Below are 14812 nucleotides of genomic sequence, written 5' to 3'. Positions count from 1 at the left end.
CGGCTTGGCGTATTGCGCTACGACTGCCTCGCTCGACAGAGGGGGGATGCGCTGATATTCAATATGTGGTCCTGGTAATTGCGCATGCCGAGCGGGGTCGAAATGGCTACCACTTCTGCCTGCCAGGACGCAGCGCAGTAGCCTCTCAGTCGCATGCTCTCGCAGGCGTGCGCAATCTCCGTTTCCAAATCTTCCACCGCGCATCGCAGCTTCGGGACTTGAAGTGCTCCATCAGCGGCTATCGTTCTTGCGTGCCTATTGTCGCCAGGTAGGCGCGACCCAGGCAGGCGAATTCCATGGGGATTCGCTGCCCGGTTTGTACGGTGCGCGGTGTGTTCTTACGACTCAAGCGTATCGACTCAAGGTAGGCCATTTCATCACGGTCGGCCGCTGCCAGGCCGACATTCACCTTCAGTGCATGCGCCGCTTCGCGCATCAGCGGCGCAGCACGCTGCACCAGCGGACTGCTGTTGTACATGGCATTGGCGAAGCAAAGCGTGGCGGGCGCGAGGTGATAGGCACCGCGCTGGCCGTCGTACACCAGCATGCCGCTATGGATCAGCGTCTGGGTCAACCGACTGGTGGTGGTCTTGGATAAACCCATTCGTTCTCTGATATCGCCATTGCCCATGATTAGTCGCCACCGACAGCCATACGCCGATGATCAATGCGATTGGCGTGCTCGGTTGGGGCGTGGCGGCCTGGAGGGTCAGGCAGCGATGCTCGGTGAGCCGGTGCCGATTTAGTTTCCCCGACGTTATCGGTACCCGTTTAAGCAATGAGTTGCGGCCAGGAGTGACCGCCACCGACTTGGCATTGCGCATCACTCACATGCTGCGGACCAAAGGAGTGGTGAGGAAGTTCGTCTAATTCCGCGGACCAGGATTGTCGAAACTCTGTTGGCGGCTCGTGGGACATTGTCGAACATGGCTCCGGAATATTGCGCGACTGTGGTGTTTTTCCCGTTCGATGACATCACGATGCAATACATGCACCTGACCGGGCGTAGCGAAGAGACCCTTGCACGTATCCATGCGTGAAAATGTAACTGGTGTTTGTCGGCGTGTTTGCCTTACCACCGTTTCGCTCTCCCGGTAAGTCGTGTAATTCAAGGCATCGCTATGGCTGCACGGTGAGTTTTGCCATGATCATCCTTTGCGCTATCCTGTTGGCCATAATCAATACCTTCCAGGGTGCATTGAGCTATCTGTGCTGCTTACGAGACTGGCTGATTTGACGCTCCCTCCAAAAAAAAATGCTCGATAAGCGTAGCCATGCCTGACCGAGCTACTCGGCCACGGCGCTCCGCCTCTACCAGACCAAAGACCAGCGAAGCAAAAATTTCAGTGAAAGCTGCCGCTGCTATATCGATGCGGAATACCCCCAACTTTTGTCCACGCAAAAAAAACGCATCCAAAGTCTCTGCATAATATGACCAGCGATTTGCGCCGGCATTCATATCGAGTGTATCCGGCTTAAACTGGAATGTGAGAAATACGAGCAACTCTCGATGCGTTAAGTGGCCCTCGATTAAGCGATGCCAAGCCTCCAGCGGTGGGGTGTTGGCAAGTTCGGCATCAGAAATGATTCGTTTTACAACGACCGAACCGTAGTTCAAAAGCATTTCGATAAGATTTTCGCGTGTGCCGCAGAATCTGTTGAGCGTTGCTTTGCTGATCCCGGCCGCCTGCGCAATCTCTTTAAAATTAGCGCGAGGGTGGTCGACCAACGCTATCGCTAACGCTTTCAATAGCTTTTCGTCCACAGCTGTGAAATCCATCATTCACCCATTTTTCAATATACGTACGCGCATTTTGCAATAAAACCCGCGACCTTATCAAAGGATGCTTTGGGTCGGCGCATACTAGGGTCGTATGAGTCAATATTGACTCATATGAATAACTATTGCATCATGCGCGCCCCTTGATAAAGGCCATGTGCCCCGGTGAGTTATGACCAAGCTTAGAGAGCGGATTGCTTCATCCGCAGTCGCCCTCCTGATATCCATTGCATTGGCTGGTTGTGGCCCGCAGGACGAACCAGTCGCGGAGGCGCCTCTACGCGAAGTGGATGTCCTTACTGTGAAGGCCGAACCTTTCACAGTGATCGCAGAGCTGCCGGGGCGCATTGAGCCGGTACGGGTGGCAGAGGTACGCGCGCGAGTAGCGGGTATCGTGCTTAGCCGTAAGTTCGAGGAAGGCGCGGACGTTAGGGTCGGAGACGTTTTGTTTCAGATTGATCCGGCGCCGTTTAAGGCTGCGTTATCTCGTGCTGAGGGTCAATTGGCGCAGGCTCAAGCTCAGGTTTTTCAAGCAGAAGCCACATTGCGACGTTATGAGCCGCTGGTGAAGATCGATGCGGTCAGTCAGCAGGACTTTGATGCTGCCAAAGCCTCCTCACAGAGTGCTAAAGCCCTCAAGCGGTCTGCTCAGGCTGATGTCGAAACCGCTCGTTTGAACCTTGGTTATTCCACGGTCAAAGCTCCGATCGATGGACGTATCGGTCGGGCACAGGTTACGGAAGGAGCCTTGGTAGGGCAGAACGAAACCACCTTGCTTGCACGTATTCAACAGCTTGATCCGATTTATGTGGACTTTACGCAGGCGGCAGCAGATGCCCTGCGTCTGCGCGCTGCTTTGACTGACGGGCGAGTCTCGGGCAAGGATGGAAAATCGCTGACGTTGAATGTTGATGGCACCACCATCCAAAGCCATGGGACTTTGCTCTTTACTGATGTCGCGGTCGATCGAAGCACCGGTCAGATAGCTCTGCGAGGGAAGTTTGAAAATCCCCAAGGGGTGTTGTTGCCTGGGATGTATGCCCGCGTTTTGGCTCCACAGGGGGCTAGCGATTCCATTTTAGTTCCCCAGCGCGCTGTACAACGTTCTTCAGATGGCCGGGCGAGCGTGATGTTGCTGAATAACGATAATGCCGTGGAGGCACGTTCCGTCTCCACTGGCGCCATGCAGAATGGACGCTGGCAAATTACCGAAGGGCTAACACCAGGGGACGTGGTAATCGTCAGCTCGCTCGCAGCCATTAAACCCGGCGATACAGTTACGCCACGTCAAAAGGGTGCGCAAGCACCAGATAGCCCAGCCACCCAGCCCCTGGCGCATTAAGCCGGAGAAACACTAATGTCCTTGTTTTTTATCAGACGTCCTAACTTTGCCTGGGTGGTCGCACTATTCATTACGATGGCTGGTTTGTTGGCTATCCCGTTCCTGCCAGTCGCCCAATATCCAAGCGTGGCACCTCCACAAATTACTGTAACGGCGACGTATCCAGGTGCTTCCGCACAGGTTCTGACTGACTCTGTAACCTCCGTCATCGAAGAAGAGCTTAATGGCGCGAAAAACCTGCTGTACTTTGAGTCTAGCAGCAATTCAAACGGCATCGCCGAGATCACTGTCACCTTTAAACCAGGTACTGATCCAGAATTGGCGCAAGTAGACGTACAGAACCGCCTGAAAAAGGCCGAGGCCCGCATGCCTCAAGCCGTGCTTACCCTTGGTATTCAGACAGAGCAAGCTTCGGCCGGTTTCCTGTTGATCTACACGCTGCGTTATAAAGAGGGTATAAACGACACGAACACTACGGCTATGGCCGATTTCATGGTGCGCAATATCAACCCCGAAATCCGGCGACTGCCGGGTGTTGGTAAGTTGCAGTTCTTCGACTCTGAAGCAGCCATGCGAGTATGGGTTGATCCGCAGAAGTTGGTGGGCTACGACCTGTCGATTGACGACGTGAACAATGCAATACGAGGGCAGAATGTTCAGGTTCCTGCCGGTGCCTTCGGCAGCGCTCCAGGTACAAGCGATCAGGAATTGACTGCAACGCTGGCAGTCAAAGGCACTCTTGATTCACCGGAAGAATTCGCGCGTATCGTTCTTCGCGCTAATCAGAACGGTTCCAGCGTCTTGCTCGGTGATGTTGCGCGTCTGGAGGTTGGCAGTCAGAGTTATAACTTTGGCGCGCGTCAGAATGGCAAACCAGCCGTGGCCGCAGCTGTTCAGCTTTCGCCGGGTGCTAATGCGATCCAGACTGCCGAAGCGGTAAAGAAACGGCTGCAAGAGCTCTCGGCTAACTTTCCTGACAACATCGAAGTTTCCGTACCCTACGATACCTCGCGGTTCGTTGGCGTAGCCATTGGCAAAGTTCTCGCCACTTTGGGCGAGGCCATGGTACTAGTATTTTTGGTGATGTTCCTGTTCCTGCAGAACGTTCGCTACACCCTGATTCCGGCTATCGTCGTACCGGTGTGCCTCCTCGGTACGCTCACGTTTATGTATCTGCTAGGTTTCTCAGTGAACATGATGACCATGTTCGGCATGGTTTTGGCCATCGGCATCCTAGTGGACGATGCCATTGTGGTAGTAGAAAACGTCGAACGGATCATGGCGGATGAGAAACTGCCGCCTGTGCAGGCGACTATTAAAGCGATGGGCCAGGTTTCCGGAGCGATCATCGGCATCACTTTGGTATTGTCTGCGGTGTTCTTACCGCTTGCTTTCATGGCCGGCTCGGTAGGGGTGATTTACCAGCAGTTCTCTCTGTCGCTCGCAGTCTCGATTTTGTTCTCTGGTTTTTTAGCGCTGACTTTTACTCCAGCTCTGTGCGCGACTTTGCTCAAACCGATCCCTGATGGCCATCATGAGAAGCGGGGTTTTTTCGGTGGTTTCAATCGTCTGTTTGGCCGCCTCACCGATCGCTATACCATGCTCAACAGCAAGTTGGTACCACAAGCTGGGCGCTACATGCTGATCTACCTAGGCATCGTGGTACTGATGGGTTTTTTCTATCTGCGCCTCCCTGAATCGTTCGTGCCCGTCGAAGATCAGGGTTATATGATCGTCGACATCCAGCTTCCGGCAGGTGCGACTCGCGAGAGAACGTCTGAAACCGGCGAGTTGCTCGAACAATTCCTCAAGTCTCGCGAAGCGATGGGAGATTATCTCTTCGTGTTGGGCTTCAGCTTTTCCGGCATGGGTGAAAATGCTGCCCTGGCTTTCCCCGTACTTAAGGATTGGTCAGAAAGAACCGCGGGACAGTCGGCAGGGGCCGAAACAGCTGCGATCAATGAGCACTTCGTTAACCTTGACGACGGCACCATCATGGCTGTGCCTCCGCCTCCAATCGAAGGTCTGGGAAATTCTGGCGGCTTTGCCTTGCGCCTGCAAGACCGCGCCGGCTTGGGGCGGGATGCATTGCTGGCGGCCCGAGACGAGTTATTAGGGAAGGTCAATGGTAACCCGAGGTTCCTGTACGCCATGATGGAAGGACTGGCGGAAGCTCCCCAACTTCGTCTAGTGGTCGACCGCGAGCAGGCGCGTGCTCAAGGTGTTCGTTTCGAGTCGATTAGCAGTACGCTTTCAGCTGCTTTTGGCTCGTCAGTGATCAACGACTTCTCTAACGCTGGCAGACAGCAGCGCGTGGTGGTTCAGGCTGAGCAAGACACGCGGATGACGCCGGAAAGCGTCCTCAAGCTGTATGTGCCTAATGAAAGAGGAGCCCTAGTCCCCATGAGCGCTTTTGTTACTACTAAATGGGAGGAGGGCCCGGTGCAAATTGCACGCTACAACGGCTACCCATCGATACGCATTACGGGTGATGCAGCACCAGGTATAAGTACTGGTGAAGCCATGGCAGAACTGGAGCGCCTTGCTAGTGAACTGCCCCAAGGGATTGGCTACGAGTGGACAGGTTTGTCCTTCCAAGAAAAAGTAGCCAGTGGCCAAGCGCTAATGCTATTCGCTTTCGCGATTGTAGTAGTGTTCCTGCTGTTGGTGGCCCTATATGAGAGCTGGGCTATTCCATTTACTGTGATGTTAATCGTGCCCGTCGGAGCGCTTGGCGCAGTCCTTGCCATGACCAGCGTGGACTTGGCCAACGACGTCTACTTTAAGGTCGGCTTGATTACGGTAATTGGCCTGGCGGCCAAGAACGCCATCCTCATCGTCGAGTTCGCGAAGGATCTGTGGGAACAGGGCTATTCACTGCGTGATGCGGCGATTGAGGCGGCACGCTTGCGATTTCGTCCAATCATCATGACCTCCATGGCTTTCATGCTGGGGGTAGTTCCGCTGGTTATTGCTACTGGGGCTGGAGCGGCAAGCCAAAGGGCTCTTGGGACAGGTGTGCTTGGCGGAATGATCAGCGCAACCGTGCTAGGGGTAATATTCGTGCCCATATTCTTCACTTGGACATTGACACTGTTGCGTAGCACCCCGAGCGATAAGAACGCTGACCAACAACTCAACAGTGAGCAATGAGCATGAACAGTACCCAAATGCTTCGCCCAACGTTTCTGGCTCTGGCGATGACCATGGGCGGCTGCTCCCTGGTTCCTGATTACAAGCGACCACAACTCCCTGTAACTGCGCAATGGAAGCAATCAGGAACTATTGGCACTCGTGCAGACTTACTGGATTGGCAAAGCTTTATAGTCGATGCCGATTTGCGTCAGGCCGTGAACACTGCGCTGCACAACAACCGCAGCTTGCGCCAAGCGCTAACCGATATAGAAGCGGCGCGTGCTCAATACCGTATACAGCGCTCAGATCGTCTGCCTTCTATCGATGGCAATGTTAGCGGCAACCGTCAACGCTTGCCTGGGGACTTGTCACAAACCGGGCGCTCAGGGGTCACCAGTAGTTATCAGGTCGGAATTGGCCTGGCTGAATATGAAGTCGATCTGTTTGGCCGTGTGCGCAGTCTGTCTGAGGCAGCTTTAGAAAGCTACTTGGCTACCGAAGAGGCATCCCGAGCTGCTCAGATAAGCCTTGTTGCTGAAGTGATCCAGGCCTATCTAACGCGAGATGGTGCCCTACGCCGCCTGGCATTGATTAATCAGACCTTGGAAAGCCGCCTGGCCTCCCTCGATTTGGTCAGTAAACGTCGCCAGTCAGGTACTGCGACTGCTCTGGATTATCAAGAGGCGATAGGCCTCGCAGAGCAGGCCAAAGCCGAACGGGAGAGCACGGATCGTCAAAGGGCCCAGGCGGAGAACGCTTTGGTGTTGCTGCTCGGCACCCCTTATGCCGCTCAGCTTCTTCCTGATCAACCGCGTGACAATATGTTGGTGATACAGGACATCGCACCTGGTACTACATCGACGCTAATTGAGCGGCGCCCTGATATTCTCGCCAGCGAACACCGACTCAAAGCGCGCAATGCAGACATCGGTGCAGCTCGCGCGGCGTTCTTCCCACGCATTTCATTGACTGGTTCGGTGGGCAGTTCCAGCGCCGAGCTTTCCGATCTTTTTGGTGGCGGTTCTAGAGCCTGGAGTTTTGCTCCCGCGCTTTCTTTGCCTATCTTTAACCACGGGCGTAACAGTGCGAATTTGGATCTCGCTAAAGCGCGTCAGGACGCTGCCGTCGCCGATTACGAGGGCACGATTCAAATCGCCTTCCGCGAAGTCGCCGATGCTTTAGCCGCCGCTGACACTTTACGTCGCGAAGAAGCTGCTCGGGATGCATTGGCGAGGTCTAGCGACGCCGCCATGGCTTTGGCTAAAGCGCGCTACGAAGGTGGCCTGGATGATTACTTGCGCTTTCTCGATGTGCAGCGCAATACCTTCAATAACCAATCAACGCTAATTCAGATCAGTACAGAGCGACAGATCGCATTGGTCAATCTTTTCCGATCCCTGGGGGGAGGCTGGCAGCGAAATACACCTACGGCGGGATGAAAGGCACCTTGATATGACTGAAATTTGCTAGGGTTTGAGGATTGCCAATCCAATGCTCGCAGTCGCTATTATAATAGAGAGCTATCTTTCAAAGCATTTCAACAGGTATGAGAGGGCATAACCCGATCATATCTGATGAACCGCTTACCAGCGTCCGAACGCGTTAGTTCCTAGACCCCATAAATAATTGCGTCATGCTGCTACCTTGCGACGTCGAGACCGTCCCGCAGTCTGAGGGCTTGCTACGAATTCGGCATAAGTGGGCTGGATGACATCGGTTTCGGTTGGCGCATCCAATCGAACTTTAGCTCCGTAGACGTTATGTCACGGAGCTTTTTTTTACGTATCCAGCCAGAATTCTGGGATCTGTCGTCTAGTTCACCAAATAAATTGGAACAGCTCTAGCCTTTAAAGTGATATGACCTGCGAGCAATGTTTCCTTCCTGTTCAACATTTTTACAAGGGGCATAATTATTGCGCTCATCTGCTCGATCTAAAGGCTTAGTCCAGATTGGGAATCTCGATTCACCTACTTCAGAGGTTGGTTTAATCTTAAACAAAAGCAAAGCAATTTTCTATAAACCATACACCTACCGTTCGACAGGCAGGATCGACAGGAGATAAATAAATGAACAACTTTAAGTCGGAGAGGGTTCCGATTAAATTAGCTATTAGCTTGGGTGTAATTGGAGCCCTTGGTCCCTCTGCGGTCGACATGTACCTTTCAAGCCTTCCCGAAATTGCTCGGAACTTTGACAGCAGCTTCGCCAGCGTCCAGCTCACCCCTACGTTTTTCCTGCTGGCGATGGGCATCGGACAGTTGATGTTCCGGCCCTTCGTCGATGCCTACGGCCGCTGACGCGCCCTTCTGATCGGCCTGATGCTCTTTATCCTTTGCTCACTTGCTTCGGCCTGGGCCCTCCCACTGCAGACACTTATCGGCTTTCGCTTCATACAAAGGCTCGGCTCTGCGCTGACACTGGTCGTGATCATGAGCATGGTCCGAGATGTCAGCCGTGGCGCCATGGCGACTAAGTTGTTCGCATTGCTGATGACCATTGAAGCGTCGCGCCGATCCTTGCCCAGCGTTGGGCGGCTTCATCGAAACGCATTTCGGCTGGCGCGCAGTGATGCTCACACTCGCCGTCTTCGGCATTGCAGTGCTTTGCAACAGCTGGTTGAACCTAACGGAAACACTTGCTCTGCAGAAGCGTGAACCGTTGCACCTCTTCGACGCATGCAGGACTTACGTGGCAATTGGCAAGGATCGTCGTTTTCTGCTGCCCGCGCTGTGCGTGGCTGCTGTATTCTTTTTTCTGTTCGCCTACATCGGCGGCGCGACACTGGTGTACCAAAAAATCTATCACCTGAGCGCGCCATCTTTCGGCATCTTGTTTGGTGTGACGGGCTTCGCCATTTTGTTCGGCGCCATAGCCGCGGGCAGACTCGTTTCTACCCTGGGGCTCAACCGACTGACCTGGATGCATGGCAACGGGCGCTATTGCAACCGTGGCGGCCACCACGACGTCATTAGGGTTGTCTGGGATTGCGACAGGGATGGCATTGGCACTCTTCGGCTTGGGCATCGCCGAGTCCACGTTAATATCACTCGTCATGTCTTCCCGGGAGCGTTGGCTGGGTTCGACCGCTGCCCTTCTGGGAGCTATTCAACTGTCCATTTCTTCAAGCGCCACGCCGATTTCCGCATTGGTTTTGGGCGTGGAGTTATCGCCTGGACAGGCCTGCTGGCGCCTAGCGCATTGCTGGTTTGCCTATTGACGTGGATCAGCCTGCCAATGAAACGTGATGCTACATTCAGCCTTGCCGACAACTGAAGAAACGATTTACGATTCCTCATTGCATACCCCGTAGCTGAACGAATCGTTCAACCGGCATCGCAGCACTTCGCCGATCGCGGTTACGACGCCGCTTCTTTGAACGACACTGCTATGAGTGCAAGCATCAAGAAGACCTCGCTATACGCGCACTTCACTGGCAAGAGCGAGCTTTACTGCGCGGTGCTGAATTTTGCCCTGGGATCAGAGCAAGACTACGTGGAAGCGCAGTTCTCGGTCGCAACAAACGATTACATGCCGGGAGAGCGTTATGTCGATAATTTGTAGAGTCACTTCAGCCACAGCAGTGCCGCTAAGAGCGGCTTTCTACCCGTGCGCGTCGAGCGCGCAAAAAGTGAAACTCCGTTTGAACACTATCTGACTGTATCCCCGAGCGATTTTAAGCGTTACTCAGACGTGCCAATCCCGCATCGGGTTTACAGGGTCTCAGTTCCATTGCGGAGACTTATCTAGCATCGATTGACGGCCTGAACGAACACATTAACGGGAGCGCGAAGGCATATCTTCGTCGTTCAGATGCGTTACGCCAATCGGTCAACGAAATCGAAGTACCCACAACCGCGGGCGTTGCCCAGTGTAAAAAAGCCACTGAACTGTTCACATCGGCAAGATGCTGACGTTTGTTAGGCTAGGCTGACGTTGGACGCTTGCGTCGCTCTTTCCATGCGCTGGATACACACGATGACATCTATTACTGATCTAAAGGAATTGCTTATTATACCGTCTTGATTCACCTGTCACTAAGCTTGAGGCATTGTGTACGTGAAGTCAGCGGCTCGCGCTTGAAGTACGTCGACTGGTGCTTCGTTAAATAGGTGCTGCTTAGCGAAATAGACTTTACTTCTTGAGCTATCTAGAGTCACGAATGGGCTTTTTTGATAAAATCGAGTTTTGCGTTAAAATGCTCTACCTTTTCAAGTACATTAAGGGTATCACTTAGCAGCGCAATGCCGTTACCTGTAAGTGTAATCTTATCTCTGGTTCGGTTGAAGAGTTCGACTCCAAGTGCTGTTTCTAATTGTGAGATCGATTTCCTTACCGCAGGCTGAGAGATGCCCAGATCCAAAGCAGCAGCACCGAACGAGTCGCTCTTGGCGGCCGTGGCAAAAACACGAAGCTGATCAATAGAGAATTTCATAGTCATGAGCCCACCGATTAAATTATACGAATTTCGCCGTGATCAACTTACCCTTAATTAGAAGAGCAGATCCCCTCAACTAATACAGTTTGGAGCAAAGCAGGCAAACCGCCTCTAGCGATGCGCCCGCGGCGTTCTGCGTATATCAAGCCGGTTAATGACGAGAACCAGATTTCCGTCAGCGCCGATGCGCTAACGTCAATTCGGAAAACGCCTTCGCGCTGGCCTCGCAGGAAGAAAGAATCTATGGCGGCCACGTAGCAGGAATCAATTGCGCTCGATGCTTCACTTTCTCGCCAATAAAAGAGCAAGAAGGCATTTAGCTCCTTGTGTTCAAGGCTGTAAACGTTAAGCCACTTCAGGGCTTCGAAAGGGGGAAGTGAGCCCAGCTGAGCGCTGCTGGCCATCTCGCCAAGCACTTGGGCGGTGTGCTCCATGAGCCTATCAATCAGTTCCTCACGGGTACGACAAAAACGGTGCAATGTGGTCTTACCCACGCCAACCGCCCTCGCCAAGTCCAGTAATGAAGCACGGGGTCGGTCTACCAAAGCAAATGCCAAAGCGCTCAGAAGTGCTCTGTTGTCACCGTTTCGATCTAAGACTGTCATCTCGCATGCTGGCTCCATCAAAATTTAAACCTAATTCTACCCAAATCGTAAAATTTTGTCACTATTCTGGCTTTAGCGCCAAAAAAAAATATTTTTTAAGAATTGAATCATTTTTTACCCAAAAAAACCTATATGGTACTTTCTGAGTCTGTTTGGCTGATTGAGGCCTGCTGAACGAGGTAGGGCACGCGCCAATCGGTTGCAGATTTTCGTGCTAGGGATTATAAAAAATCGCTGATGCGGTTGTTTCGACGTAAAATGTTAAATTTGGATATTTCTTATTTACGCCGTTGATTGCCGCCTCTCACTTAGAGTCAATAAGGCTTAATGTGTCTTTGCTCCACATGATTTTTTTGGGGCTGATGATGGAGCACGATTACTGAACAACGAATAATGCTGCGATGGTTTGACGCATAAGAGCGTGTTCGATCAGCGTCAAGCAACTAGTTCTGATAAGTCGTAACAGCATGAATTTAGCTTAGCTACCAATATAGTGGCAATTTTTCTTGCATCCTGAGTGAACGCTCCTTTGGTGGGATGTGCGTTCTTTTGCGCCCATCAGGGCGCTTTTTTTTTGACGAAATTTGATTGCGTCGCGCTTCACCAGCAAGCGTAATTGGGCGAGGCGATACGCGATCGCCAATTGTTGCGGAACAAGAAGTGACATAAGCCCGATGTGGATGTTCTCTAAAATTGCGTCTTGTTTATTCCAGCGATCCCGATTCGTTGACGTCCGCTTCGCATGGGATCGTGCTGCAGTTTCAGACAGTATCCCAGTTATACGTAAACAATGATTCCGCCCTGTTGGTACAGCGTGTCTGGATCAAATGGTCGGAGATGTCATCCAAAAGCCGTGTAATACCGATCTCGTCGCGGCGTAGCAAATGGACCGAGGCCGGCACCAATGCGGCTGCACCGACCGGGCCAATAGCCCTTTGTAATTCTTTGCCCAATTGCGCCATTTTGATGTGCATCCCATAGAGTTGTGGTAAGGGGATGATCAATCGGTCCTCAGCCAGCATGGTCTTAATACTTTCGCATCATCGATGGAAATGGGTCCGAGGCTGACGTCAATGCGCCCAGCATTGAGTATCGGGATCTGTTGCAGCTTAGTCATTTCAGATTAAAAATTCCCAGTTAAGGCTACGTCAGTGACAAGTTTTCTTGCTGCTGATCTGAATTAGTGATGCGCGCTTCAGGCGCAGTTTGAGTAAGTTCAGCGGTTGCGTTTCCGTGCCTTTTTTTAATCACGCATGCGCGCCATGCGAGTGTAGGTGGCTTAGCGCTGATACACTGGCTTCGGTAGGCATCGTTTTGACTTCAGTGGTTTTTAGCCGAAAAGCATTATCCATAACCCCAATTCCATGGCCAACGCACACAAGGTGGCTGAAGGCGACTCCGCGAAAGATGGGGGCGATTGAAAAGCGTGGGGAGGACATCCTTAGGGTTCGCGTTTCTCGCACGTTAGCGACGTAACCCCGCTAAAGCAAAAAAGTTGCAAGTGGCTTGGGTTGCTCGCACTCGTGAAGCGTTATTCCAGACGCAGGGGATTCAGAAATTCAGAGCAGTTGTAGATTAATGATTGTCTGTAGGTATGCACGACTTACAACACTGTGATCTCTTACGACAGATACAGATAGGGGAACTGGCGATTGGCCGCCGCTAGAAGAGGTTCCAGCTACCAGCGCTGCTGCGGTATTGCGACTTCGACGGCACCACTGCCACGTCATCTTCAAGTATCGGTTGAGCCTGTGCTGTGTAAAGCGGTGATGGCGTTCGCTGAAGATCAGTACTAACGTTTAGTTTGGAAAATGATAGCCTACAAGGTGGCGCGTAGAGGCGTGAGCGGCGAAGCGAAATTTTTCAAGAAATGCCTCGATATCAATGATACATGCCGGAGAGACGGAGAAAGCCGGAGGTTTGCTGGGCCAATGTCTAAGCCGAAGTCTCTAACTTCATGGCGCTTCTCTGATTCTGATAGCCATTTACCCATGCCTATAGCGAATAAACTGTAAGCGGTACGGCGCTGTCAACGCGACCAAGATATAGGTAGGGTAAAGGCACGTACATGTGCTCTAAGCGATGGACGTGCGCGCGGTCACAAGGCGCTCAAGGGTACTGCCAGGATACGACACCCCGCAGCCTTGGGGCTGGTACATCAAATGAGGTAGCACCATGCGTTGGAAACAGACTCTTCAGCTGGCGGAAGTGCACTGCGAAGGCGAGCTTGGCAAGGTCATCATTGGCGGCGTCCTGGGTATCCCAGGCGCCACTATGTTGGACAAAATGAATACATCAACGACGTCGATGACAGCTTGCGTCGCTTGGTGACGCTGGAGCCGCGTGGCTGCCTGCAAATGTCGGTCAATCTGCTGGTCCCGCCAACTATAATCGCCAGCCCAACTTAGTGGGCACGAATGCCATCAGCGATCTTGCGCAAGTAAGCGCCACGCTCGGCACCGCTCAGGCGCGGCCAAGGGCCTTCGTCGAAGGCTGCGCGGGCGGCCTTGACGACGATGTCGACGTCTTCGGCGCTGCCGGAGGCGACGGCGGTGATCAGGCTTTCGTCGCTCGGATCGAAGGAGTCAAAACTGCCGCCTTTGATTGGGGTGACCCCTTGGCCATTAATATAAAACTGGTCGTACCGGTTCATGCGTTTCCTCCGAGGACGGCAAAGCGTCGGGCACTGAATGCAGAGAGATTCTGTGTAGGCGTGCGTTGTGCAGCGAGATTACCAACCAGTTGGCTGGTGGTGGCACCGAGAGTGAGACCGAGCTGGCCATGACCGAAGGCCCAAATGACGTTCTTCCCAATCGCTAAGCTCGGTATCGCAGGCAGGAGCATTGCGAGCAGACTAGAGATAATGGCTGAAGTCCATGAGAAAACGGATGAAGCTACGAAAGAAGTCGAGCTCAATAAGATCCAGCGTAAGCTGATCGCAGGCGTGAACCAGGGGGCCACCGGCGGTACTGGTCCAGTCATAATTGAGCAGACCGCTGTCGAATGAGCTCGGCACTGATTAACTTCAGCCGCGATATACGGGGCGCCTATGGCATTCGTAGACTGCTTGGTATCAAGGGGTGGATGGTGCAGGACGAGCCGAGCGAAGATATTGGCCTTGAGCAACTCTGGCAGGGAGCGTTGAACTTGTGAAAAAGTCGCATCGATGGCCTGATGAATAATGTCGGCATCCGTACTGAAATTTCGGCTGCTTCATTTGCTGAGTGGCGCTGCTTGGCATCCTGAGTTTCAAGTGAGCCTCTTCGCTGCCGCTGAGTTTCGTCGATAGGCCGTGACGCATTCAGCGCACATGGTGGCCGCATCATCAACAAGCCGGCCACGCCGTGCAACGCTGCTATGATGCTGACGCGTTGCCTGCGGCACAAGCGAAGCTGCGTTAATCAATCTGACTAAATCGTCTGCACCTAGTGTCGCTGGTAAGGGTGCCGTTGCTGTCGCCATTGATTCAGGGTTGGGTGTGCACAGATATGACAGAGCAGATCACCACCCAACA

At 52.9% G+C, this 14812-nt stretch carries 15 protein-coding genes; 9 read left to right on the top strand and 6 right to left on the bottom strand.

Annotated elements, in window-relative coordinates:
• Positions 1 to 238: 238 nt before the first annotated feature.
• On the bottom strand, positions 239 to 604 hold the full coding sequence (locus tag J3P89_RS16090; RefSeq protein WP_434694862.1) for an IclR family transcriptional regulator domain-containing protein: 366 nt from the start codon (positions 602 to 604) through the stop codon (positions 239 to 241).
• 56 nt (positions 605 to 660) lie between these two features.
• Between J3P89_RS16090 and J3P89_RS16085 the strand changes: the two genes are divergently transcribed.
• Both J3P89_RS16085 and J3P89_RS16080 read left to right on the top strand, forming a co-directional pair.
• Positions 661 to 870 carry an aconitase family protein gene (locus J3P89_RS16085; protein WP_434694861.1) on the top strand — a complete coding sequence of 70 codons (210 nt, stop codon included), beginning with the start codon at positions 661 to 663 and terminating at the stop codon, positions 868 to 870.
• 56 nt (positions 871 to 926) lie between these two features.
• Positions 927 to 1040 carry a hypothetical protein gene (locus tag J3P89_RS16080; RefSeq protein WP_434694860.1) on the top strand — a complete coding sequence of 38 codons (114 nt, stop codon included), beginning with the start codon at positions 927 to 929 and terminating at the stop codon, positions 1038 to 1040.
• Between the two features lie 176 nt (positions 1041 to 1216).
• Here the strand turns inward: J3P89_RS16080 and J3P89_RS16075 are convergent, their stop codons facing one another.
• Positions 1217 to 1780, bottom strand: a complete 564-nt coding sequence (locus tag J3P89_RS16075; RefSeq protein WP_434698010.1) for a transcriptional regulator — start codon at positions 1778 to 1780, stop codon at positions 1217 to 1219.
• Between the two features lie 172 nt (positions 1781 to 1952).
• Here J3P89_RS16075 and J3P89_RS16070 point away from each other — a divergent pair, with 172 nt between their 5' ends.
• The 6 genes from J3P89_RS16070 (at position 1953) to J3P89_RS16045 (ending at position 9819) form a co-directional block, all read left to right on the top strand.
• Positions 1953 to 3122, top strand: a complete 1170-nt coding sequence (locus J3P89_RS16070) for an efflux RND transporter periplasmic adaptor subunit (protein WP_434694858.1) — start codon at positions 1953 to 1955, stop codon at positions 3120 to 3122.
• 15 nt (positions 3123 to 3137) lie between these two features.
• Positions 3138 to 6275, top strand: a complete 3138-nt coding sequence (locus J3P89_RS16065; RefSeq protein ID WP_434694856.1) for a multidrug efflux RND transporter permease subunit — start codon at positions 3138 to 3140, stop codon at positions 6273 to 6275.
• Between the two features lie 2 nt (positions 6276 to 6277).
• Complete coding sequence (locus J3P89_RS16060; RefSeq protein WP_434694855.1) at positions 6278 to 7696, top strand: efflux transporter outer membrane subunit; 1419 nt, start codon at positions 6278 to 6280, stop codon at positions 7694 to 7696.
• 628 nt (positions 7697 to 8324) lie between these two features.
• Positions 8325 to 8555 carry a hypothetical protein gene (locus J3P89_RS16055; RefSeq protein ID WP_434694854.1) on the top strand — a complete coding sequence of 77 codons (231 nt, stop codon included), beginning with the start codon at positions 8325 to 8327 and terminating at the stop codon, positions 8553 to 8555.
• Between the two features lie 199 nt (positions 8556 to 8754).
• On the top strand, positions 8755 to 9531 hold the full coding sequence (locus J3P89_RS16050; RefSeq protein WP_434694852.1) for an MFS transporter: 777 nt from the start codon (positions 8755 to 8757) through the stop codon (positions 9529 to 9531).
• Between the two features lie 114 nt (positions 9532 to 9645).
• On the top strand, positions 9646 to 9819 hold the full coding sequence (locus J3P89_RS16045; RefSeq protein ID WP_434694850.1) for a hypothetical protein: 174 nt from the start codon (positions 9646 to 9648) through the stop codon (positions 9817 to 9819).
• A gap of 592 nt (positions 9820 to 10411) precedes the next feature.
• On the opposite strand, the gene J3P89_RS16040 is transcribed toward J3P89_RS16045, so the two are convergent.
• The 4 genes from J3P89_RS16040 to J3P89_RS16025 form a co-directional block, all read right to left on the bottom strand.
• On the bottom strand, positions 10412 to 10696 hold the full coding sequence (locus tag J3P89_RS16040; protein ID WP_434694849.1) for a LysR family transcriptional regulator: 285 nt from the start codon (positions 10694 to 10696) through the stop codon (positions 10412 to 10414).
• 47 nt (positions 10697 to 10743) lie between these two features.
• Positions 10744 to 11187 carry a transcriptional regulator gene (locus tag J3P89_RS16035; protein WP_434694848.1) on the bottom strand — a complete coding sequence of 148 codons (444 nt, stop codon included), beginning with the start codon at positions 11185 to 11187 and terminating at the stop codon, positions 10744 to 10746.
• An 872-nt stretch (positions 11188 to 12059) separates the two neighbouring features.
• Positions 12060 to 12320, bottom strand: coding sequence for a hypothetical protein (locus J3P89_RS16030; protein WP_434694847.1), 261 nt, complete (start codon positions 12318 to 12320; stop codon positions 12060 to 12062).
• 1382 nt (positions 12321 to 13702) lie between these two features.
• Entirely contained in the window at positions 13703 to 13951 is a 249-nt protein-coding gene (locus J3P89_RS16025; protein ID WP_434694846.1) for an aldehyde dehydrogenase family protein, read from the bottom strand.
• 144 nt (positions 13952 to 14095) lie between these two features.
• On the opposite strand from J3P89_RS16025, the gene J3P89_RS16020 reads away from it, so the two are divergent.
• A complete protein-coding gene (locus J3P89_RS16020) occupies positions 14096 to 14305 on the top strand; it encodes a hypothetical protein (protein WP_434694845.1) in 210 nt (69 codons plus the stop codon).
• Positions 14306 to 14812 lie beyond the last annotated feature (507 nt).

Origin of the sequence: Pseudomonas sp. Z1-14, assembly GCF_051132005.1 — a bacterium.
Taxonomy (GTDB): domain Bacteria; phylum Pseudomonadota; class Gammaproteobacteria; order Pseudomonadales; family Pseudomonadaceae; genus Aquipseudomonas.
The sequence above is the reverse complement of the archived record's forward strand: the minus strand, read 5'-3'. Positions and strand labels throughout refer to the sequence as shown.